The sequence below is a fragment of the Bradyrhizobium amphicarpaeae genome, from assembly GCF_002266435.3.
Classification (GTDB): Bacteria; Pseudomonadota; Alphaproteobacteria; order Rhizobiales; family Xanthobacteraceae; genus Bradyrhizobium; species Bradyrhizobium amphicarpaeae.
On sequence record NZ_CP029426.2, the window covers coordinates 5,976,549 to 5,998,786 of the forward strand.

General features: G+C 63.1%; 20 protein-coding genes and 1 tRNA gene. 7 read left to right on the forward strand and 14 right to left on the reverse strand.

The annotated features are described in order from the left end of the window. Positions 1–42 precede the first annotated feature (42 nt). A complete protein-coding gene (locus CIT40_RS28015; RefSeq protein WP_094893517.1) occupies positions 43–429 on the forward strand; it encodes a hypothetical protein in 387 nt (128 codons plus the stop codon). A gap of 136 nt (positions 430–565) precedes the next feature. Then, positions 566–2,356: a peptide ABC transporter substrate-binding protein gene (locus CIT40_RS28020; protein ID WP_094893516.1), complete on the forward strand. Its 1,791-nt coding sequence runs from the start codon at positions 566–568 to the stop codon at positions 2,354–2,356. A 57-nt stretch (positions 2,357–2,413) separates the two neighbouring features. On the opposite strand, the gene CIT40_RS28025 is transcribed toward CIT40_RS28020, so the two are convergent. From CIT40_RS28025 to CIT40_RS28040, 4 genes are all read right to left on the reverse strand, one after another. Continuing rightward, the gene (locus CIT40_RS28025; RefSeq protein WP_094893515.1) at positions 2,414–2,977 is read right to left on the reverse strand and encodes a hypothetical protein; all 564 of its coding nucleotides are present in this window, start codon (positions 2,975–2,977) and stop codon (positions 2,414–2,416) included. 1,107 nt (positions 2,978–4,084) lie between these two features. Further along, the gene (locus CIT40_RS28030; protein WP_094893514.1) at positions 4,085–4,861 is read right to left on the reverse strand and encodes a hypothetical protein; all 777 of its coding nucleotides are present in this window, start codon (positions 4,859–4,861) and stop codon (positions 4,085–4,087) included. Positions 4,862–5,108: 247 nt separating this feature from the next. Continuing rightward, positions 5,109–5,960 carry an AlbA family DNA-binding domain-containing protein gene (locus tag CIT40_RS28035; protein WP_094893513.1) on the reverse strand — a complete coding sequence of 284 codons (852 nt, stop codon included), beginning with the start codon at positions 5,958–5,960 and terminating at the stop codon, positions 5,109–5,111. 161 nt (positions 5,961–6,121) lie between these two features. Next, positions 6,122–7,066: a restriction endonuclease gene (locus tag CIT40_RS28040; protein ID WP_094893512.1), complete on the reverse strand. Its 945-nt coding sequence runs from the start codon at positions 7,064–7,066 to the stop codon at positions 6,122–6,124. Between the two features lie 224 nt (positions 7,067–7,290). Here CIT40_RS28040 and CIT40_RS28045 point away from each other — a divergent pair, with 224 nt between their 5' ends. Next, positions 7,291–7,746: a hypothetical protein gene (locus CIT40_RS28045; RefSeq protein WP_094893511.1), complete on the forward strand. Its 456-nt coding sequence runs from the start codon at positions 7,291–7,293 to the stop codon at positions 7,744–7,746. A gap of 463 nt (positions 7,747–8,209) precedes the next feature. On the opposite strand, the gene CIT40_RS28050 is transcribed toward CIT40_RS28045, so the two are convergent. From CIT40_RS28050 to mnmA, 10 genes are all read right to left on the reverse strand, one after another. Next, positions 8,210–10,237: a S8 family peptidase gene (locus tag CIT40_RS28050; protein ID WP_148667237.1), complete on the reverse strand. Its 2,028-nt coding sequence runs from the start codon at positions 10,235–10,237 to the stop codon at positions 8,210–8,212. A gap of 51 nt (positions 10,238–10,288) precedes the next feature. After that, entirely contained in the window at positions 10,289–10,519 is a 231-nt protein-coding gene (locus CIT40_RS28055; protein WP_094893509.1) for a hypothetical protein, read from the reverse strand. 60 nt (positions 10,520–10,579) lie between these two features. Then, positions 10,580–11,764: a hypothetical protein gene (locus CIT40_RS28060; RefSeq protein ID WP_148667238.1), complete on the reverse strand. Its 1,185-nt coding sequence runs from the start codon at positions 11,762–11,764 to the stop codon at positions 10,580–10,582. 84 nt (positions 11,765–11,848) lie between these two features. After that, complete coding sequence (locus tag CIT40_RS28065; RefSeq protein WP_094893507.1) at positions 11,849–12,673, reverse strand: AfsR/SARP family transcriptional regulator; 825 nt, start codon at positions 12,671–12,673, stop codon at positions 11,849–11,851. Positions 12,674–13,322: 649 nt separating this feature from the next. Beyond that, positions 13,323–13,601 (reverse strand): DUF2934 domain-containing protein, encoded by a 279-nt coding sequence (locus tag CIT40_RS28070; protein WP_094893506.1) that lies wholly within the window; start codon positions 13,599–13,601, stop codon positions 13,323–13,325. 323 nt (positions 13,602–13,924) lie between these two features. Further along, positions 13,925–14,086, reverse strand: coding sequence for a DUF2934 domain-containing protein (locus tag CIT40_RS28075; protein ID WP_094893569.1), 162 nt, complete (start codon positions 14,084–14,086; stop codon positions 13,925–13,927). A 224-nt stretch (positions 14,087–14,310) separates the two neighbouring features. Then, positions 14,311–14,387 (reverse strand) — tRNA-Met (locus CIT40_RS28080). Positions 14,388–14,583: 196 nt separating this feature from the next. Next, a complete protein-coding gene (locus CIT40_RS28085; RefSeq protein ID WP_094893505.1) occupies positions 14,584–14,940 on the reverse strand; it encodes a hypothetical protein in 357 nt (118 codons plus the stop codon). Positions 14,941–14,984: 44 nt separating this feature from the next. Continuing rightward, positions 14,985–15,623: a class I SAM-dependent methyltransferase gene (locus tag CIT40_RS28090; RefSeq protein WP_094893504.1), complete on the reverse strand. Its 639-nt coding sequence runs from the start codon at positions 15,621–15,623 to the stop codon at positions 14,985–14,987. Positions 15,624–15,872: 249 nt separating this feature from the next. Then, entirely contained in the window at positions 15,873–17,054 is a 1,182-nt protein-coding gene (mnmA, locus tag CIT40_RS28095) for a tRNA 2-thiouridine(34) synthase MnmA (protein ID WP_094893503.1), read from the reverse strand. 348 nt (positions 17,055–17,402) lie between these two features. Here mnmA and CIT40_RS28100 point away from each other — a divergent pair, with 348 nt between their 5' ends. The 4 genes from CIT40_RS28100 (at position 17,403) to fliF (ending at position 22,235) form a co-directional block, all read left to right on the forward strand. Then, positions 17,403–19,031, forward strand: a complete 1,629-nt coding sequence (locus CIT40_RS28100; protein WP_094893502.1) for a flagellar hook-length control protein FliK — start codon at positions 17,403–17,405, stop codon at positions 19,029–19,031. Positions 19,032–19,044: 13 nt separating this feature from the next. After that, positions 19,045–19,752 (forward strand): flagellar hook assembly protein FlgD, encoded by a 708-nt coding sequence (locus tag CIT40_RS28105; RefSeq protein WP_094893501.1) that lies wholly within the window; start codon positions 19,045–19,047, stop codon positions 19,750–19,752. Between the two features lie 404 nt (positions 19,753–20,156). Further along, positions 20,157–20,432 (forward strand): CtrA inhibitor SciP, encoded by a 276-nt coding sequence (sciP, locus tag CIT40_RS28110; protein WP_002714638.1) that lies wholly within the window; start codon positions 20,157–20,159, stop codon positions 20,430–20,432. Between the two features lie 192 nt (positions 20,433–20,624). Then, on the forward strand, positions 20,625–22,235 hold the full coding sequence (gene fliF / locus CIT40_RS28115; protein ID WP_094893500.1) for a flagellar basal-body MS-ring/collar protein FliF: 1,611 nt from the start codon (positions 20,625–20,627) through the stop codon (positions 22,233–22,235). Positions 22,236–22,238 lie beyond the last annotated feature (3 nt).

The window sequence follows — 22,238 nt, forward strand, 5'->3', positions numbered from 1 at the left end:
CGCCGGGCGAGATTGCCGGCACAACCAGCCCGGAGTTTTGCCATGACCACCCTCGCCGCTCCCAAGCTCACCGGCCGGAACCGGCTCGAATGCTTTGCGCTCTATGCCGTGCTCCAGGGCCTGCCGATCTATTCCGGCGTCGCGCTGCTGATGAAGCTGATCAACGCGTCCGAATTCGCCGGCGAGCCGTTCGGTGCCGCGATCTTCGTCGCGACGGTGGCGACCTTCCATGGCCTCGTGACGCCATGGCTCGGGCCGAAATTCCCGCATTTCTTCAGGCACAATTTCGAGCCGGTGTTCGCCGATCCGACGCTGTCCTTCTCCGAAAAGGTCTCACGCTGGCTGGCGCAGCCCAAGTCGGCGCTGCAGCTGCTGAGCAACGCACTGCTGCTGTCCGCGCTGGCGATCGGCGTTGCCGGCATGGGCTGAACCGGCCCGCAAGCGCTCTCCCCGTCGTCATTTCGTCGCATGGCCCGGCGGCCACGCCGGCATTGCCGCCTCGTGCATGATGCAACATGATGGCCGCCGGCGACGATTTGTCTTCGCAAGCGTGGAGGGTGATCCGATGGACGAGAACGAGATCCAAGGCCTGGTCACGGAGGTCAAGCAAGGCACGCTGTCGCGGCGCTCTTTCATCGGGAAGGTGGCCGCGTTCGGAATCGCGGCGCCGATCGCCAGCCAGATCCTGGTCTGGCACGATGTGGCGATGGCGGATGCCACGCTCGACTACAAGCCGACCAAGGCCGGCGGCGGCGGCCCGCTGAAGATCCTGCTGTGGCAGGCCCCGACCCTGCTCAATCCGCATTTCGCGCTCGGCACCAAGGACCAGATCGCCTCGCGCATCTTCTTCGAGCCGCTCGCCGGCTGGGACAAGGAGGGCAACCTCGTCCCCTGTCTCGCCGCCGAAGTTCCGACCAAGGCGAACGGCGGCCTCGCAGCCGACGGCATGAGCGTGGTCTGGAAGCTGAAGCAGGGCGTCAAATGGCATGACGGCAAGCCCTTCACCGCCGACGACGTCGTCTTCACCTGGCAATACGCCGCCGATCCCGCAACCGCGGCCTTCACCACCGGCTCCTACAAGGACATCAAGGTCGATAAGATCGACGACCATACGGTCAAGGTGACCTTCAAGGCGCCGACGCCGTTCTGGGCCGACCCGTTCGTTGGCGGCCAGGTCGGCCAGATCCTGCCAAAACACCATTTCGGCGACTATGTCGGCGCCAAGTCGCGCGAAGCCCCGGGCAATCTGAAGCCGGTCGGCACCGGGCCGTACAGGTTCGTCGAATTCAAGCCGGGCGACATGATCCGGGCCGAACGCAACCCGGATTACCACGTCAAGAACCAGCCGCATTTCGACACGCTCGAGGTCAAGGGCGGCGGCGACGCGGTGTCCGCGGCACGCGCCGTGCTGCAGACCGGCGAATACGACTTTGCCTGGAACATGCAGGTGGAGGAGGAGGTGCTCAAGCGCATGGAGGCGAGCGGCAAAGGCAAGCTCGACATCACGCCTTCGGGCAATGTCGAGTTCATCATCCTCAACACCACGGATCCCTGGACCGAGGTCGACGGCGAGCGTTCCAGCGTCAAGACCAAGCATCCGACGCTGTCCGATCCCGCCGTGCGCCGCGCGATCAACCTGCTGATCGACCGCGATTCGATCCAGAAATTCATCTACGGCCGCGGCGGCATCGCCACCGCTAGCTTCGTCAACGCACCGAAGCAGTTCAAGTCGCCCAAGCTCAAATACGAATTCGATATCGACAAGGCCAACAAGATTCTCGACGAGGCCGGCTGGACCAAAGGCGCGGACGGCATCCGCGAGAAGGACGGCAAGAAGCTCAAATACGTATTCCAGACCTCGACCAACGCCCCGCGCCAGAAGACGCAGGCCATCATCAAGCAGGCCTGCCAGAAGGCCGGCATCGAGATCGAGGTCAAGGCGGTCACCGCCTCGGTGTTCTTCTCCTCCGACGTCGGCAATCCCGACACCTACTCGAAATTCTATGCCGACATGGAGATGTACAACACGACGCAGCCGCAGCCCGATCCGGAGCGCCTGCTGAACCAGTGCGTGTCCTGGGAGATCGCGACCAAGGACAACAAATGGCTCGGCCGCAACAACTCGCGCTGGTCCGATCCCGAAGCCGACAAGGCCTACAAGGCCGCGCAGAGCGAGCTCGACCCCGTCAAGCGCGCCGCGCTGCTGATGAAGGTCGACGAGATTTTCTGCGGGGCCCACGTGTTCCTGCCGCTGCTCTCGCGCCCCATCGTCAACGCCGGCGTCAACAACCTCGTGGTCGACATGTCGGGCTGGGACACCATCACGTGGAATCTGGCGGCGTGGTATCGGGTCTGAGGGGCGAAGGAGCGCGGCGAATGCCGGCATGACATCGTCACGCCCCTTGCGCGCGCATCAGCCGCGGGCGTCGAGCTGGCCCTTCCGGCCGGACGCGGCGGCCTGCTGCGCGGCGTAGGCGGACGCCGCGTTCGATGCCGGCGAATAATGCCCGAGCGATTCGGCGAGCTCTTCGGCGGCGTCGGTGAGCTGCTTCATGATCGCGGCACTGTCGGTCGACGTCTTGCCTGCGGAATGCAGGATCTCGAACGAGATTCCGTTGGGAAGATCGACATGGATCTTGTCGATCCCGACCGCGCCCGGCGTTCCGTCCTGGCTAGCCTGATCGGCGCTCGTGGCCAGCTGTCCGAAGTTTTGCTCGTCCGCGAGCCTCCGCACGAAATCCTCGATGGACTTGAGCGCCTCGCTGTCGAAACCGCCGCCGCCGAAATGGACGATGCCAACCGACATGCCGTTCGGCAGATCGACCTTGATCTCATCGTAAGGCGCGCCGTCCTGCAGCATCGACGAAAAGGCCGAGGCGTCGTCCTGCGCGCCATCGGCCGGCTTGGATGAACTGGCGGAGAATGGCGAACCCGCCGCGCTGCCGCCACCGATGCTGCTCATGCTGCCGACACTCATACCCGAACTCCACTGCTCATTTGCGAACGCAGCTCTTGCGTGCAACGCGCATGCCAGCTCGCGGATTCATGTTCATCAAGGACTTATCGCCAATTGCGGATAGCAGCTCGGTCACGCCGGCAAATCCGTCCCGGCAGAAACTGCCGATCTGCGATGGACGAGATCGTGCCACGCAGCTCACTCTCGTGTCCCGGACAAGCTGCAACGCGCAAGCGTTGCGGCGCAGAGCCGGGACCCAGGGCAACATGGCACGGCGCCGATAGATGGGCCCCGGCTCTGCAGCGCACCGCTGAACCGGACGATGCTTCGCATCGACGGGATAGCGCTACGCAGCGTCCGGGGCACGAGACCATCTTTCATCGATTCCCAAATCGCAAACACGGCTTCGCGTCCTCGCGGCGCGTTTCGCCCGAGCTTTGCTTGATCACTCCGCCCTCCAATCCAAGAGGGCACAGGGAAGGCCGGGTGCCGACTGGCACCCGCGGTCCGCTGCGCGAAAATGCACACGCAGAAAGAACCGCACAGCAGCATACAGGTGTCGCCGATCACTCGGCCTTCCCTGCGCGATGGTTGCACGGCTTATGCCGTGATCTCCCGGGAGCCGAACTTTCCTTCTGGCCTCCCTCGCCCCGCGAATTTGGATGATGCAGTCCGCCCGGTTGGGCTCGCTCGCACCTTCGCGGAAACTTGACCGTGGCAACGACGGCCAGGACCACACGGTTTTGCCGTACGCACGGCCCGCCATTTCACCCGCAGTATTCCCAGACTCCGTCGACAGAGCCGGAAACTTACGAACGAGACGAACCTAGCAGCGCCGTCGTCCGCACGCGGTTACGAGCTCACAGGGACTACCCGCCCTGCCCGCACCTCTCATGCCGACGCTGCCGCGTCCACCGCAACCCCGGCTCGCGAACATGACGACTGCAAGTCGCCCCTCTTGGGTGAGCCGGGATGAACCATCACATACGCCGAAACCGAATTTCGGTAAAGTGGAATATTTTTGTCGGGAGGGGTTGACGGAGGGCGAAACAGGGCTGGTGGGCTGCGGGTGGCGTATCTGCGCCTCTTTTGATCCACAGCAATTTGCTCCTCAGTCAACCAAATAACTCACGCCAACTCATCAAGAACCTTGTATCCGATTTCTTCGACGGTCACAAAGTCAGTCAACATTTGAACGTGAAACACCGGGCGACCAGTCGTTTCCTTGACCGAGTGCGCGATGAGGGGCTGAAACACCAATAGCTTCTCCACTTCGAAGCTCAACATCTCATATTCCGATACATCCTCCCTTGAGTAGAGAGCCTCCGTCATTCGACGAGAGAGTGCATTGTATTCGTCAGTGTCCTTTAAGCGCACATTTCCAGGTGGAATGTAGAGAGGAATACGATGCGCAAGTGCGTCCCTATATTCGATGAGATACTCAAGCCACGGATCAATGCTCTCTAGATAGAGTCGAAATTCGTGGCTGAGGGCTGCGCGCAGCTCTTTGTTATTGGACCGAAACCCCACCCGAGCCCTAGGAATGCTACTCTCCAACCCCCGTTCGTAGACCCACACCCAAGCAAGATTATCAATGCAGCCGTAAACATTCGCGTAGAAGGCCTGAATGTTGATCTGAGCATCGTGCAGCACGTTTCGATCTGGCACTGCGCTCTCATCTGGAGCAATCAGAGTAAATACATTCTCTATGCATCGCTTGATGGTACCGAGTCGGCGGCCATAACCGTGCTGCGCATACTCCCACGACCGCTCAGTACCATACCGACGGTGAGTGACCGCAAACATCAACCTATTGTACTTTGGCTCTATTTCACTAAGAGTCTCTTTGATCTTTTCTATTTGATCGGGTTTCAGGTAGCTTGCTGCACTTTGCTCTTTGGCCATTCACCGCAGCCTTCAGTTGTTAAATTTGCCGTATCGCAAAGAGGGCCAGACGACTAGAGCGAGCGAAGCACGACGAGGCGCTGTCTAGCGACAGGGCATCTTAGACGCGTAGAATGAGGAGAACGAAGTGAAACCCATCGAATTTTCTCTGCCAACCTACGGCACGATGGGATTCGCAAATGCTCTCCTCATCTACGCGCAAAAAGAGTTAAAGCCACTGCTGTGACTTTTAGCGCCTTTTCAAAGATCAAGGCTCGCGATCCAATATGTCCTTCAAAGCTTTGCTTACTTCGTCGCAAAGTTGCCTGAGTTGCGTCAATTCCGCTTGCACCGAGCTGTCGATCGACACCTTCGGTAATCCTCGCCCTTGCAATATCGCATTGAAGTGATCAATGCGTAGAAGCAATTCCCCGATTGAATTGCGCACATGCCTGTTCATCAGCACTAGCACGCCGCCCGCTGATCTTAGGTCGGGCGAAATATCGATAAGGGCCCTCTCCAGATCAACGAATGCGTTCGGCCCCATCTGGAGCCTGCTCAGCGCGACTGCATCTACGCGGCTGATTTCGATAAATAAGTTGAAAGCGGCTCCAAACTTTCGCCCGTATTCGATGCCACGGCGCATGAGGTCGCGCACATCATTGTCCCGCATCGGCTCTGACTTAAAATTGAACCGCTTGTAATAGCGATTATCTGGTGCTTGATGCGGGGCTCGGGATCTTGCCGCGGGGACGTCTAGCACGTACACCACATTTCCGATCCCCTTGCTGGTGAGCGTTACCGACTTGATTAGCAGGTCTTCGATCTGCGGAACGATATTTGACATGAGAAGGTTTTCGATTTGCTCACGCGATACCAGTTTTGGATCTAGCCCATCGTCAGTGCCGTCCGGTTTATTTCCCACTTCCTTCATACCGTAGATGATGATGCCGCCGGATGCGTTGGCCATCGCGGACACGTCTTTGAACAACTCCTTCCGTTGCCCAGGGTCCTTCATCAAGGCTTCTGAGCGCTTGTACTCTAAGGTTAGGCTTTCCTCTATTTCCCCCTTGTGCAGATCATCGATATCCTTTTCTTCCCATTCGCTCACCGGCCGCATCACTTATCTCCGAACTTGCCTGCCCTCCTGGGGGCCTCTCATCCACGGCCGCTTCGATCTGCTATCAGCTAGCAGTAGTGCGAAACGAGACTCATCAAGACGTTCCCAATTCCGACGCACGACGGGTTTCGCAAGTGCTCCACCCATCCTACCGCGCTTGGTCAGAACATCGGCGCGTCCTCATGCCACATCACAAGCGCTTCCATGTCCACCAGAACGATCTTCTCGGATAACGCTGCCGACTCGACCGCTTCGTCAGTAAATGTCGAAGTGGTGACAACGTAGCCACGATGGGCATTCTGCTCTTCGACAACGCCCTTGAACTGCTGAATCGTTGGCCTCCCGATCTTGTTACCTGACGCGTTTCGCTTGCATTGAACGACAACCAAGCCTTCAGAATGGACAGCGAAACCATCGACGCCAAAATCATTTGATTTTCGGGTAGCCCATGCATTGAGGCCCGCAGCGTCGAAGAAACTCATCGTGTGGCGCTCGAACTGGCATGGATCCATGTTCAGCAGATAGGCGCGAAGCGCCATCTCTTCTGGCGGAGTCGCGAAACGTGTCGGATCCATTGGCTGCTCCCTCATAGCAGCCTTCATTTGCGCGCTGGCGCGGCGCAAACGTTCGTCCTGAACTATGACATCGATGATCTCGGCAATATGCGGTCGCACCTCGGGGGTGGTCACGACGGCCTCGATGATCGAGGTGATACCCGCCGTTCCCAAAAAGATCAGCAACAACACAGGCACGCCGAGGGCACCGCCAAACACAGCGATACCGGCAGCCTGTCCGCCAACCAACGGGATGGCCGCCAACGTTGCGGGAAGAGCGATCTTCACCGACAGGGGGAGATCAGAGCTCCGGTAATTCGAAACAGCTTCAGAAACGTTCTTTGCAACCGCAACGATTGCGGTCCGCGCACTCATGAGCGAGTTCAGCTTCTTGAGCTTCTCTGTTGGGCTCAAGTCACTTGCGATGACAGTTCGAGACTCGCTAAGCCACCGTATCGCGAGCACTCGATCCTCTGCCCGTGTGCGCTTGATGGCGGAAGCAAATCGAGCGACCAACCATTCTTTAATGCTACCCTTAATTGCATCAAACATGATAGATTCCTAATGGTCGCAATCAGTTTTATAGTGAAATGGCAAAATTTTGGCTAGGGTTAATTGATAATGAGAGCATTGTTGACTTCGATTTTGTTGATCGTCATTCCTTCCATGTGCCATTGCGAAGATGCTTCTGCTCCGAGCCGAATCGAGAGCATTACGAAGTCGGCCGAGAGCTAGTGCCCAGCATTCCACCTCTCCCATCTGTCTCGCTGCCTTCAATGCCCGATCTCTCCCTGCCCGACTTTTCCGACGCGACAGGCAAGGTGATGACGGAATTCAATGCTTTCACGCAGCAAGTCGGCGACGCTTTGCCGATGCTCGAGCAGATGGGATACGAGGTCACGACGTTCAAAGTAACCTGGGGCCTTCCTCCGAAGGCTGGACTACGTTTGAAATCGACCGGCACGGCTGACCTTCCAAGGTTAAACAGCATTGCCGCGAAGGCTCCGAACGGAGGCGTGCTAGTTTCCGCACTCGTCACCAGCGCTGTGACGGCAAAACGTATTCAGGGAACGATGCGACTTGGAACTGCATACTTGGATGTAGATTTCGCGGTACCTCCTCGCGTGAGCATGAAATTTGTCAACGCGAAGGTGACGGAGAAGGACGAATCGTTTCGCGATCCTGACGAACTGGAGATCGCGTGCAGGTGGCACGCCGCAAGATTTATGTAGCGGGACGAATTCCGATAGTTGCTCGAGTATGCTGAGTGGTTGCGGTATCCGATCGCGGCTGGGAAATGTTCTAAGCCCGTAGGATGGTCGAGCGAGGCGAAGCCCATCATGACATTCCCGCCGAGTCATGATGGGTTTCGCAAGGGCTCTACCCATCCTACGACTGCGTCTGGGGCACGAGAGCGCGTGAAGGCGCCCTCCCTCCACGCCGTCGCGGCGAGCGAAGCGACTTGCCTGCCGAAGCCTTGGCGGAGACCGAAGCAATCCAGAATCTTTCTGCGGCGGCAGTCTGGATTGCTTCGTCACAACAGCTCCTCGCAATGACGGAGCAAGTTCAACGCGCAACGGAAGCTTGAATTCCCGGTCTTTGTGAAGCTGCCGCAGTGATTTCCACCGCGCAACAAACGATCGGGGCACAGCGACTGTCGCCGCTGTGCCCCTTTTCGCAAATCGCATTGGCGCGTTACAGCAAGCCGACCTTGTGCATGATCTCCCGGATCTGGGCCGGATCGGGATCCATCATGGTGGGGACGAATGCTTCGCTCGCCGTCTGTGCGGGACCGCGGGCAACGTAGCTCGAGCCGCTTTGCGTGGGATCGACGGACTGGGGCGCCATCGCGCCTGCCGTTTGTGCCGGACCGCGCGACACCGAACCGGCGGCGGCCTGCACCGGCGCGGCGGATTGCGGCGCCGGAGTGCTCGCCGGGACCATGCTCGGTGCTTCGGCCGGCGGCAATCCGAGCAGGCGACGCAGCGTCGCCAGCGCAGGATCGGTCGCGGACGCGGCCGCGGCAACCGGGGCGATTCCGGTTTCGAGGCCGAGCGCCCGCATCGCGTTCGGCAGTCCCGCGCCGGTCCGGTTGGGGTCACCGAATTGCAGCGGCGTCGCGGTTTCCTTCAGGATCTGGAACAGCCGCTCGACACGGCGCGCATCGCGATTCTGGAAGTTGCCCTTGGTGAAGTCCGGATGATGCGCCAGCACGAGCGCGGCGAGGCCGGTGACATGCGGCGTCGCCATCGAGGTGCCGTCCCATGCACCGAAACCATCGGCGGGAAGCGACGAGACGATGCCGACGCCGGGTGCGCAGACGTCGACCTCCGGTCCGAAGCAGGAGAACTTCGCCGGGAAATATCCGTCGCGGCTCTGGAAGCCGTCGAGCGCCTGCTGCGAATGATAGCTGTCGTCGGGAAACTCGCCCCATTTGCCGAGCGCGGCGACCGCCAGGCAATGCGGCGTCGACGCGGGAAACTGCACCGGCCCCGAAGAATTGCCGGCAGCGATGATGCAGGCCATGCCCATCTGCTTGGCGCGGATGATGCGTTCCTCGATGATCTGCGAGGGATCGCCGCCACCCAGGCTCATATTGGCGACGTCGATGCCGTGCTCCATGCAGTAATCGAGCGCGGAGACGAGATCGCTGAAGCGGCCGCCGGGGAAGATGCGGCACACATGGATTTCCGCCGCCGGCGCGAAGCCGCGGATTCCGCCACCGGGGCCGACCGGACCGCCGGCGATGATCCCGGCGCAATGCGAGCCATGGCCGATCGTGTCGACGGTCCACGCGGCCTTGTCGTTGCCGACGATACTGGTGCCCACCGTGATGCCGTGCAGGTTGCGATGAGTCGGTGCCAGGCCGGAATCGATGATCGCGATCTTGATGCCGGCGCCATTGAAGGACGGCGGCAGGCGATCGAGGCCCATCGCGCGCTCGCCCCAACCCGTCAATTGCTGGCCTGGGAAGTTGCGCAAGACCGCACCGAGCGCCCTCACGGCGATCCGGTTGACACTGTTGGGAACGAGCTGCGGACGATCGAGCCAGAAGGTCCAGTAGTCGATCTTGGGCTTGACGAGGATCGAGCGGATGGTGTCCGGCGTTTCGCCCTGCAGGGTCACCGTGGCACGGCCGGTGGCGTCGGTGATGCCCTGTGCCGGCCACATGCTGCCGAACACATAGACCTCGGCTTCGGCCAGCGGGCCGTCCTGGCCCAGAACTTCGATCGTCGCGGTGAAGCCGTCGGCCAGCGGCGTCAGCACGCCCGGATTGGGAAGCTGCGGCGTGGACGGGTCGAGCATGTAGGCCAGCCGCTCGTCACGCTCCACCGCGCAACGCCCTTGCGCCTGGGTCTTCAGCAGCTTGGCCTTGTCGGGGGTCATCTTGGCGAGAACCAGCGGACTGAGCGGCACTTGTCCGAGCTCCGCGCTCTGAAATCCGAACAGGCGCGGTGGAGAAACCGTTTTCACCACTTCGATGTCGGGGCTGTTGGTGAGCTGCTGGGTCAGGAAGTCGACGCTGAAGGTCGCAAGCCCGGGCTGCTGCTGCGGCGCGATCATGAATTGCGATCGGCGCGATGCGATCGTGACGGGCCCCTGCCCCGGTGCCGGCGACTGGCCGGCATCGAGTGCGGGATGCGCGCCGTTGCCGTTTGCCGCCGGTTCGGTCGCATTGCTCTCACCCTGCCCGGACGTTCCTGGTTTGCCTCTCGTGGCCATTGCAGCCTCCTTGATGTTTTGCGTGTCCAATGTTTGCCCACCGAAACGAAATCAGCCGGCATCGAATGGCTTCAGCGCTGAATCCGGTTCGACCACGAGCGTGGCAAACGTCGATTTCAGGCGATCGGCCTGTGTCTTCGTCATCGACAGGATGACGACGTCGGGAGCGACCTGCGCTATTCGTGTCACGCCGGGTTCACGCCGCAGGTGTTCGTTGAGCTGGCCGGACCGGACCGGGTCTCCCTGCACGATGAATTGTTGCGACGTGTTCGAATCCGCCATCGGGTTTCCCTTCATTCTGTGTGCAGGGGCGGGCTTGCGCCCGCCCGCTGCGTGTCGGGTCTAGTGCATCGTGCCACCGGGCTGGCCGGCGTTGAAGACGCCGAGCTGGCGGCCGATATCGAGACCGGTCTGGGCGCCCTGGCCGATCTTCTTCAGCACGCTCCAGAAGCTCTGCAGCTCCATGTCGGTCGGCGGTGCGCTTGCTGCCGGCTGCAGGCCGGGCTGGCCGGCGCTGAACACGCCGAGTTGGTGACCGATATTCACACCGGTCTGCACGCCCTGGCCGATCTTCTTCAGCACGCTCCAGAAGCTCTGCAGCTCCATGTCGGTCGGTGGCGCGGCCGCGGCCGGCTGCAGGCCGGGCTGCGCACTGAACACGCCGAGCTGATGACCGATGTCCAGGCCGGTCTGGGCACCCCGACCGATCTTCTTCAGCACGCTCCAGAAGCTCTGCAGCTCCATGTCGGTCGGCGGTTCTGCCGCAGCCGGCTGCAGGCCGGGCTGGCCGGCACTGAACACGCCGAGCTGATGACCGATATTCACACCGGTCTGAACGCCCTGGCCGATCTTCTTCAGCACGCTCCAGAAGCTCTGCAGCTCCATGTCGGTCGGCGGCGCGCTTGCTGCCGGCTGCATGCCGGGCTGATCAGCACTGAACACGCCGAGCTGGTGACCGATGTTCACACCGGTCTTCACGCCCTGCCCGATCTTCTTCAGCACGCTCCAGAAGCTCTGCAGCTCCATGTCGGTCGGCGGCGCGGCTGAGGCCGGCTGCATGCCGGGCTGATCGGCGCTGAACACGCCGAGCTGATGACCGATGTTCACACCGGTCTGCACGCCCTGCCCGATCTTCTTCAGCACGCTCCAGAAGCTCTGCAGCTCCATGTCGGTCGGCGGCGCGCTTGCTGCCGGCTGCAGGCCAGGCTGGCCGGCGCTGAACACGCCGAGCTGGTGACCGATGTTCACACCGGTCTGAACGCCCTGGCCGATCTTCTTCAGCACGCTCCAGAAGCTCTGCAGCTCCATGTCGGAAACCTGCACCGAACCTTGCTGCATGTCCGGACCGGCGGAAAACGGCAGGAAACCTCCGCCGATGTTTCCGACGATACCGCCGATGTTCTTTCCCTTCTTGCCGCCGAGCAGTCCACCGATAACGCGTCCGGCCGCACCGCCGAGGATGGAGCCGAAAATCCCCTGCGGGTCCAGTTGGCCGTAATCCTCGTACTGCTGCTGTGTTCCAGTCATGATCAAAATCTCCTGATGAAGTGCCTGACCCGCGAGCGACACGTGCTTCCCGAGAGTCGGGATCACTGATGCGAGCAGCTGAGGCTACGACAGGGATCGTGATGCAGGCGTCAGGTCGAGCGTGAAAGTTGCGTCAAAGTTTTTGGCACGAGGCAATTTGAGTGAGACAGTTCTCGGAGACGCGCAGAACATGTTGCGAATTTCGCGCTGCAGCTGTTCGGTCTCCTGCTCCGGTACTGCGCGAACGTCCCGCCACAGCACGGAGCGGCAAAGATCGTACTGACGCAACGCATCGGCACGGCGACCTTGCTGCGCATGACAGCGCATCACGATGCGATGGACATTCTCCTGAAGCGGGTCGATTGCGAGAATACGCAGCGCGAGTGCGATCGCGACGTCCATGTGTTCGCGCTTGTCGACGTCCAGCAGGCCTGCAAGCGCGTGCATCGCCAGTGTTCTCAGTCGCTGGCGCTCGGCAGAGAGCCAGGCCTCGAATTGGCAAGAGGTCGAGCCGACGCCGTCGAGAAGGTCGCCGCGGTAAAGCATCGCCGCACGGGCCAGCCGTTCGGGATGGCCCTCCCGGAGCAGGCGCTCGAATTCCCCGACATCGGTACTGATGGCGGCCGGGCAGATCCGGATGTCGTCGCGGTCGGCCGCGATCACGTCCGGATATTGCGGCAGCACGCGCCGCAACGTGAGCAGAGCTTGTCGAAGGCTGGCGCGCGCGCGATCGCTGAACTGACCGTCCCATAACAGGGTCGCGAGCCTGCCGCGTGAAATGGCCCGTGGGGAACTGAGCGCGACATAGCCCAGGAGAGTTGCAGCCTTGCGGCTGGGGATCGGCACCGACTCGCCGGAAGCAGAAACTACCTCGACACCGCCGAAGAGATTGATTTGGAGCAGCGACATTGTCCTTGTCCTTCGGTCATTGTCCTCTGTCCCTCATTTCATGCACTCGCGAACATTCCTATTCTGACCATGATCGCCAACGATGCGAACGGCACCCACCGCCCACGCGTCATCGACCAGGTCGAAATGCTCGCGGCCACCATACAACCTGAATTAGACAAAGCAACGAATGACGCTTGGCAGCGCGTCAGCAAAATGTGAGGCCGCTAATTCTCGATGTGTGAGATAGCCCATAGGCAGATTGCGAATTGCAGGCGCGGCAATCGTTCGCATTTGATGCATTGCTGAACTTCGACGACGGAACAGCCGCGCGGCTCTCATGACATGTCACGCTGAATGCTCTGCAAATGTCGTTGCGTCGCTGCGAAGGTTGCGTGCGGTGTTCGACGCACGCGAGCATGCTGTGCACTCGCCCTGCGCGGGCTCGAACGGCGACGCCAGCACCGCGCACCAGGACGTGCGTCAGAAAGCCGCTGCGCCTGCGTCAGCCACGGTCACCGATCTCGTCTGGAATGGAAGCGCGGACGACGGCGAGGAGGGAGCGGTTCCCTCATTCCGAGCACAGTTTCGAACTTCAATGCCGCAAGCAGCGCCGCGCGCTGGCCGATGCTTCGCATCGCCGGGGCGCTGCGACCGGGCAAGACAGCAGCTATGAGCCATTCGTGCCCTTCCGCTCCTCGCGCTCTGCCTCTATCTGCCGTTCCGCTTCGAGCCAGAACTCCAGCTCGCGATGGCTTGGCCGGCCGGCATGCTCCCAGAGCGCGTAGGCACGCGTGCGCACCTCGCCGCGCCGCATCATGCGGCGGAGCTTTCGCTTCAGCTCTTCGGCAAAACTTCGGAAGCGCTGGCCGGTGCTTTCGTCCCTGACGAGCGCGGCCGCTCGCGTGGCGAGTTCGATCTGGTGTTCCAGTTTCTTCTGCTCGTCCACCGCCGCACTGCCGTGGGAAAGGATCGTTGTCAGAGCCCGTGCCGTTCGGAGATTGAATTCGCTTCGGGCAGGGTCTGTTCCCTCGGCAATGACGACGGGGACAGTGAGGCGAAGCCGGCCGGGTTCAGCCGAGACGACGCCGCTCAGTGCCACGTCGTGTCGGCTTCGACGGTCACCACGCGCGTTTCCGGATCTTCAGTCGCTTTGCCGGTGCAGAGCATGCCCTCACCGCAGCGGCAGCCGACGAACTGCTCGTCCAGGCCGGAGCGGATGGTTTTCGCAGACCCATCCCAGCCCCTGGCAGAACGGGCAAGTCTTGTCGGTCACAGCGTATCCGGCGTCCGCAGCGTGTTCGACCTGTCCTCGTTGCGCAGCTCCTGCTCGGCCGCATTCCAAAACTCTTCGTCACGGCCCTCGGGCCTGCCGGCTTGCTCCCACAAGCGGTGCGCGCGTTCTCTGATGTCTTGCTCGGTCGGCTCGGTCAATTTTCGTCTCCTCTGGTGAAGCACGGCCCCCCTGGGGGGCATGGGGGCTTGGAGGCGGGGCCGTGCAGGCCAGCGATCGACGGCGATTCTGGCCCACGGATTCAAGCGTCGATCAGGCGCGGGAGTTCCAAGGCGCGCGCGGTCAGGCGGCGAGAGGCAACGGCATCACTCTGCCCCGGCCGCCTGGCCGATCTCCGGAGTGTGCGAAGGCTGTTGGAAATTGTTGGTAGCGGGAGAGGGACTCGAACCCCCGACCCCAGGATTATGATTCCCGTGCTCTAACCAGCTGAGCTACCCCGCCACAGGGTCGCGAGGGCCGATACAGCCGATCTCGCGAACGCGCGGCATATAAGGAAGGGGGCGGCGGGCTGTCAATCCGCGTTTGCCAAGGCTTCAGCAAATATGTCGGCGGGTGGATTACGCCATTTTGGGCGCCTAATCCGTCATGGCCGGGCTTGTCCCGGCCATGACGATAAGATTGGGGATGCAATCAGGCGTTACTTCGGCCGGACAGTCGGGTCGCCGCCGGGGCTGCCGGGAGGCGGGATCACCGGGGTGTTGCCGCCGGTTTCGGGCGCCGGGGCGTGCATGTCGGGATCGACGCCGGAGGGCGGGCAGAGCACGCCGTCAGTCTTGGCCAGCTTGTCGCCGAGCGGTTCCCGGGACTGGCCGGTGGTGGTGCCATCCTGGGTCGTGCTCAGCCGGTCGGATGGGGCACAGCCGGCGGCGCGTTGCGGGGATGGCGGCGCGGTCGCTTGCGGCGGCGTCGCCGGGGCGGGCGGGGCCTGCGCGATCGCACTGCCGGAGGCGGCGATCACGAGGCTGGCCAGGATGATGTTCAATGTCGTGCGCATGGGAGGGAAACGCGCCGATCACGGCGCGTGTTCCCGCGAAATGATCACGATTTGTGGTAGCGGATCAGCGAAAAGTGCCCCATCGGCGGCATCGGCCTCCGCTCGGCCAGCGTGACTCCGCCGTGCCTGGCCGCCCAATTGACCAGGCGGGCCCAGGGGAATTCCGGGCGCCAGCCGAGACGGCGGGCGACCGGCGCGAAGGCGAGCTCGAACAGCTTGCGCGCACCGCTCTCGGCGCCGATGTGGTTGACCAGGATCAGCTCGCCGCCGGGCTTCAGCACGCGCACGAACTCGTCGAGCGTGCCTTCGGGATCGGGCACGGCGGTGATGACATATTGCGCCACCACCGCGTCGAAGAAGTTTTCGGGGAAGGCGAGGTTCTTCGCGTCCATCACCGAGAGCACTTCGACATTGGAGAGGCGAAGCGTGCGCACGCGCGCCTGCGCCTTGCGCAGCATCGGCTCGGAGATGTCGACGCCGCAGATCTTCGTGGTGCGCGAATAGTCGGAGAGCGAAAGCCCGGTGCCGACGCCGACGTCGAGGATGCGGCCGCCGATGCGGTCGGCCTCGGCGATGGTCGACTGCCGTCCGGCGTCGAACACCTTGCCGAACACGAGATCATAGACCGGCGCCCAGCGGCCATAGGCCTTCTCGACCCCGGCCCGCGAGATGTCTGCTGCCATGCCCCTGCCCTTACGCGAAACGTTCGAAAGAATTGACGATTGGTGAGATCGAAGCCAGCCCGGAAAATGGTCCAGCGCCTCTCCCGCTTGCGGGAGAGGTCGACACGCTCGCAAGAGCGTGGCGGGTGAGGGTTCTTTCGGCACGCGATATATCGCGTGTGGAGAGAGCCCTCTCCCCAACCCTCTCCCGCAAGCGGGAGAGGGAGCGCACCGCTGTCGCGGCCACATTCGGGCTCGATCTCATGATCCTCAGCCGCGCACGGCTTCCGCGAGCGGGCGCGATGTCGCAGTGCCGACCTTTGCGGCGGCGCTCTGGATGAAGCCGCCGCCGAGCACGCGCGCCTGCCCCGAGGGCGCATCGTAGAACACGCAGGCCTGGCCGGGCGAGACGCCCTCCTCGCCGCCGACGAGCTCGACTTCGTAACGGCCGTCGCTGCCGCGCAGCCACGCCGGCTGCGGCGCGCGCGTCGAGCGCACGCGCACGAACAATTCGAGGCCGGCGCCGACGGCGCGGTCGATATCGCCGCCGCCGATCCAGTTGACGTCGCGCAGGGAGATGCGGTGCATCTTCAGCGCATCGCGCGGGCCGACGACGACGCGGCGGGTGGCCGCCTCCAGCCGCACCACGAACAGCGGCGCGTGAGCCGCGATGCCGAGGCCGCGGCGCTGGCCCACGGTGAAATTGGCGATGCCGTTGTGCCGGCCGAGCACGTGGCCTTCGAGATCGACGATGTCGCCGGGGTCCATCGCATTGGGACGCAGCCGCGTGATGATGTCGGTGTAGCGACCGGTCGGCACGAAGCAGATGTCCTGGCTGTCGTGCTTGTCGGCAACGGACAGACCAAAGCGGCGCGCAAGCTCACGCGTCTCGGGCTTGGTCATGTCGCCGAGCGGGAAGCGCAGGAAGTCGAGCTGCTCCTGCGTGGTCGCGAACAGGAAATAGCTCTGGTCGCGGTCGGCATCTGCCGCGCAGACCAGCGCGCGCGAGCCGTCGTCGCGGCGGCGCGAGGCGACGTAATGGCCGGTGGCGAGCGCCTGCGCGCCCAACTCACGCGCGGTCTTGAGGAGGTCGCGGAACTTGACGCTGCGGTTGCACTCGATGCACGGCACCGGCGTCTCACCGAGCGCGTAGCTGTCGGCGAAATTGTCGATGACGGATTCGCGGAAGCGATCCTCGTAATCGAGCACGTAATGGGGAATGCCGAGTTTTGCCGCGACGTCGCGGGCGTCGTGGATGTCCTGGCCGGCGCAGCAGGCGCCCTTGCGATGGGTCGCCGCGCCATGGTCGTAGAGCTGCAGCGTGATGCCGACGACGTCGTAGCCTTCCGCCTTCAGAAGCGCAGCCGTCGTCGAGGAATCGACGCCGCCCGACATGGCGACGACGACCCTGGTGTCCTCAGGACGGCCTTCGAGATCCAGACTGTTGAGCATGGGCCTTTGAGGGTTGTGACGGGGGCGTGCGGCGATCCGCGATTTCATGCTTCTCGCGGGACGTCGTCGATCCCCGGGAACTTTGGTTCCCGCAAGGCACGACTGCCCGGTCGAAAGCGGCTGAGAGTAACCTCTTTAATATAGGCGGCATTCCGGTGAAGCAATCACGCACCCCGCCGGCTTAGGGCAATTCTTGCCGGGGAGGCAGAAATGACGGGGTTGCGGCCGGCCCCGCGGCGGCAGGCCAAAATCAGCAACATATTGATTTTATTATATAAATCTACATAGAGCGGCACTGGCCCGCTCCTTGCTCCCTTGGATGCCGAAGTTGTTTCCAAGGGGTCGCCTGTGGTCAGTCGTACGTCAGATGTCGTGGCCAGCGTGCCAGTTCCGAGCGCGCAGCAAAAGCCTGCGCGGTCGCAGGGCACCAAAGAGCCGTCCGCGAACGACGCCTTCGGCTCGCTGGTCGACAGCAACACCCAGGCGGTCAACGCCAATGCGGCCACGCAGGCCCAGGATAGCGCGCCGCGGCGGAGCGATTCGTCCTCCGCTGACAAGGGCCCGCGCGACACCTCGTCCACCGATCAATCCGCGCAGAGCAGGGCGAGCGACGACACCTCCGTGTCCGCCAAGGACGACAAGGCGAACGACAGCACGAACGACACGACCACCGATCCGGCAAAGGACGCCGGCAAGGACAAGACCAAGGACAAGGCCGAGGCATCCGACGCCAAATCGGCTGATACCTCCGGGAAAACCAAGGACGACAAGACCGAGGGCACCGACACGCTCACCGCCGCCGTCGATGCCGCTGCGACCGCGCCGGCCGACGCGGCGCAGGCCGCCGCGCCCGATCCGAACGCCATCGTGATTGCCGCCCCGGTCGTTCCGACCGATCCCAACGCGGCTGCCGACCAGGCCGCCACCGCCTCGCCGCTGGCGATCGCCGCGGCCGGCATCGCCGCCAGCGCCTCGACCGCGGCGCAGATCGCGGGCACCAAGACCGACACCGCCACGCCGGCCGACAAGAGCGCCAAGACCGCCGGCGCCAAGGTCGATGCCGACACCTCCGCGACGCTGGCCGATGCCGCGACCGGGGCAACCGACGCGGCCGCGACCGACGCCAAGCCGAACGGTGGCCTGATCCCCGTCAATCAGGGCACGCCGAAGACCTCGTTCCAGGCCGCCGTTGCCACCGCGCAAGGACAATCCGACGTTTCCAATATCGGCCAGGACGCCGGCCAGGCGAACGCCGCCCCGACACAAGGCCCGGGCACTGCGACCGCCAACACCGCCGCGCATCCGCAAGCCGCGAAGCCGCAGGCGGATGGCGCAGCGGCCGCGACCGAGGCCAAGGCCTCGGACCGCACCGCCGATGCGACCCAGGGCGCGCCGACCACGCTTCCTCATGCGGGCGCGCAAGGCGCGGTCGCCCCGACCGACACCAGCGCGCAGGCCGCCTCCGCCGTGCAGGCGCCGTTCACCAATACGACCTCGACTGCGTCCGCTTCGACCGCGACGCTGACCGCAACCGCGGCCACAGCGACGACGGTGCCGATCAACGGCGTTCCGGTGGAGATCGCGGCCGCGATCCGCTCCGGCAAGTCCCGCTTCGATATCAGCCTCGACCCGGCCGAGCTCGGCCGCATCGACGTCCGCATCAATGTCGACCGCAACGGCAACGTCACCTCGCATCTCACGGTGGAGAAGCCGGAGACACTGCAGCTGCTGCGCCAGGACGCGCCGCAATTGCAGCGCGCGCTCGACGATGCCGGCCTCAAGTCCGGCAGCAACGGGCTGTCTTTCAGCCTGCGCGACCAGAATTCATCGGGCCAGAACTCCGGCCAGAACAACGACAATGGCGGCAATGCCCGCCGGCTGATCATCAGCGAGGACGACACCGCTGCCGCCGCACCCGTCGGGCGCGGCTATGGCCGCATGCTCGGTGCGAGCAGCGGCGTCGACATCAGAGTGTGAGGAGTATTCGATCATGACCACCACGAATGCCGCCACCGCCCCTTCCGTCGTTTCCGGCACGACCGACCTGCCGAAATCCTCTTCGTCGAACTCGCTGAGCTCGACCACGGGATCGACGCTCGCCGGCAATTTCCAGACGTTCCTGACGCTGCTGACCACGCAGCTGCAGAACCAGAACCCGCTGGATCCGCTCGACACCAACCAGTTCACCCAGCAGCTTGTGCAGTTCGCCGGCGTCGAGCAGCAGCTCAAGACCAACGATTCGCTGTCCCAGCTCGTTACCCTGCAGCAGACCACGCAGGCGACCCAGGCGCTGGGCTTCGTCGGCAAGACCGCTCTGGTCGACGGCTCGACCGCGGCCCTGACGAACTCGTCGGCGACCTGGCATCTCAACGTGCCGACCGATTCCACCGTCGACATCACGATCGCCAATTCCACCGGCCAGACGGTGTTCACCGGCAAATACAGCTCCGCTGCCGGCACCGACATTCCCTTCACCTGGAACGGCATGGGCAATGACGGCACGCAATGGCCGGACGGCAAGTACACGATCTCGGCCACCGGCAAGGACGTCGCGAACAACAATGTCGGCATCGCCGCACAGGTGCAGGGAACGGTGGCGTCGGTCGACCTGACCCAGTCGCCTCCGCTGCTGAACATCGACGGTGTCAGCTACACCCTCAGCCAGGTGAAGAGCATCATCGCGACCAGCAGCAATTAACGAAGCAAATTGCTGCAGCCACAGATTGAGCGTCCTCCCGCGAACGCGGGATCCATAACCCCAGGACGACATTTGACGAAGATCGGGAGTTGAGAAGTTATCTTGATACTGCGACCCGCGTCCCGTCGAGAGATCACGCGGCATGGATCCCGGCGCCCCGTGCGCAATTGCGCACCAGGCCGGGACGACGGCTGAGAGAGCCCGTTACGGGCTCAATTCGTTAGTAAAGTATTTACGAAGACCCCCTCGACCGGCCCGGATATCACCGTCCCGCCGGCCGACACGGCGCCGTTCCAGCCATTTTCAACGAGAATTGTATTGAAGCCTTAGGCTTAGCGGATTTTTAAGCCGCCGCGCGTAGGGTTATGGCGTGAGTTCAGTGGTTGAGAGTTTGTGAGTACGCCATGACAGAACCCCATCGCCCGAGGGTAAAATACGTCATCGGGCCGGACGGCAGTCCGTTGACGATCGCGGACCTGCCTGCACCCGGCACCAAACGCTGGGTCATCCGCCGCAAGGCCGAAGTCGTCGCCGCCGTCCGCGGTGGACTTCTCTCGCTCGAGGAGGCCTGCAGCCGTTATACCCTGACGGTCGACGAATTCCTATCCTGGCAGTTTTCCATCGACCAGCATGGTCTGGCGGGACTTCGCACCACCCGCATCCAGCAATATCGCCAGTAGGCGATCCGGAAATCTGCGGCTTTTGACGAAAATCGGCCCCGCTCTGCGAGGCCGATTTTTTTCATATCCGTCTTTTGCGCGACTTTTGTCCGACCTCTTAACCTTCGTTAACCATATCGAAACCATCACCTAGGCAATAATTGCCCAGTCGGCCTTTCCGGTGAAAGCGGCCGAATCTGTTGGGGCGGTTGCTTGCAAGGTCTTGCGGACTTTTTGAAGAGTATCGGCGCCGCCCGGTTCGCGGCGATGATCGCGGTCACCGCCGCGCTCGTCGGCTTTTTCGCGTTCGTCATCATGCGCGTCACCACGCCGCAGATGACGACGCTGTTCACCGACCTCAGCGTCGAGGATTCCTCCGGCATTATCAAGGACCTGGAACGCCAGGGCATCCAGTTCGAGATCCGCAACGAGGGCAGCATCATCATGGTGCCCAAGGACAAGGTCACGCGCCTGCGGATGAAGCTCGCCGAGGGCGGCCTACCCAAGGGCGGCGGCGTCGGCTACGAGGTGTTCGACAAGTCGGACGCCCTCGGCACCACCTCCTTCGTCCAGAACATCAATCACCTCCGCGCGCTGGAAGGCGAGCTCGCCCGCACCATCCGCGCCATCGACCGCATCCAGGCCGCCCGCGTCCATCTGGTGCTGCCCGAGCGCCCGCTGTTCGCCCGCGAGGCGCCGGAGCCGTCGGCCTCGATCGTGGTCCGGGTCCGCGGCGCGCTGGAAGCCCAGCAGATCCGCGCCATCCGTCATCTCGTTGCCTCCGCCGTCAACGGCCTGAAGCCGCAGCGGGTCTCGATCGTCGACGAGGCCGGCCAGCTGCTCGCCGACGGCGCCGCCACCGATCCGGAGCAGGCGGTCGGCGACGAGCGCCGCATCTCCTTCGAGAAGCGGATGCGCAAGCAGGTCGAGGACATCGTCTCCTCCGTGGTCGGATCAGGCCGGGCGCGCGTCCAGCTCTCGGCCGATTTCGATTTCAACAAGGTCACTCAGACCTCGGACAAGTACGACCCCGAGGGCCGCGTGCTGCGCTCGAGCCAGACTCGCGAAGAGCAGAGCATGACCGCCGACAACAACGGCCAGGTCACCGTCAACAACGAGCTGCCGGGCAACCAGCAGAACAGCGGCGCCACGGCCAAGGACCAGAGCAAAAAGTCCGAAGAGACCAACAATTACGAGATCTCCCGCACCACCAAGACCGAAGTGACCGAGGCCGGCCGGGTCAACCGCATCTCCGTCGCGGTGCTGGTCGACGGCATCTACACCAAGAACGACAAGGGCGAGCTCGCCTACACCGACCGCACCAAGGAGCAGCTCGACCGCATCGCCACCCTGGTGCGCTCGGCGATCGGCTTCGACCAGAAGCGCGGCGACCAGGTCGAGGTCGTCAACCTGCGCTTTGCGGATGCGCCCTCCACCGCCCCGATCAGCGAGCCCTCCGGCTTCCTCGGCATGCTCCAGTTCACCAAGGACGACGTCATGTACTTCGTCGAGCTCGGCGTGATGATGCTGCTCGGCCTCGTCGTGCTGTTCCTGGTAATCCGCCCGCTGGTCAAGCGCATCCTGGCCTCCGACGAAGTCGCCGCTGCCATCTCCGGCGTGCTCTCCGGCCCGGCCGCCTCGGAAGAGACCGCGCCAGCCGGCCAGGCACTGCTGCCGAGCGGCACCGCCAGCGCGATCGACGTCGCCACCGTCCAGGGCCAGGTTCACGCCCAGTCCGTTCATCGCGTCGGCGAACTCGCCGAGCGCAACCCCAACGAAACCGTCGCCATCATCCGCCAGTGGCTGACCGAACCAGCCAAATAATCC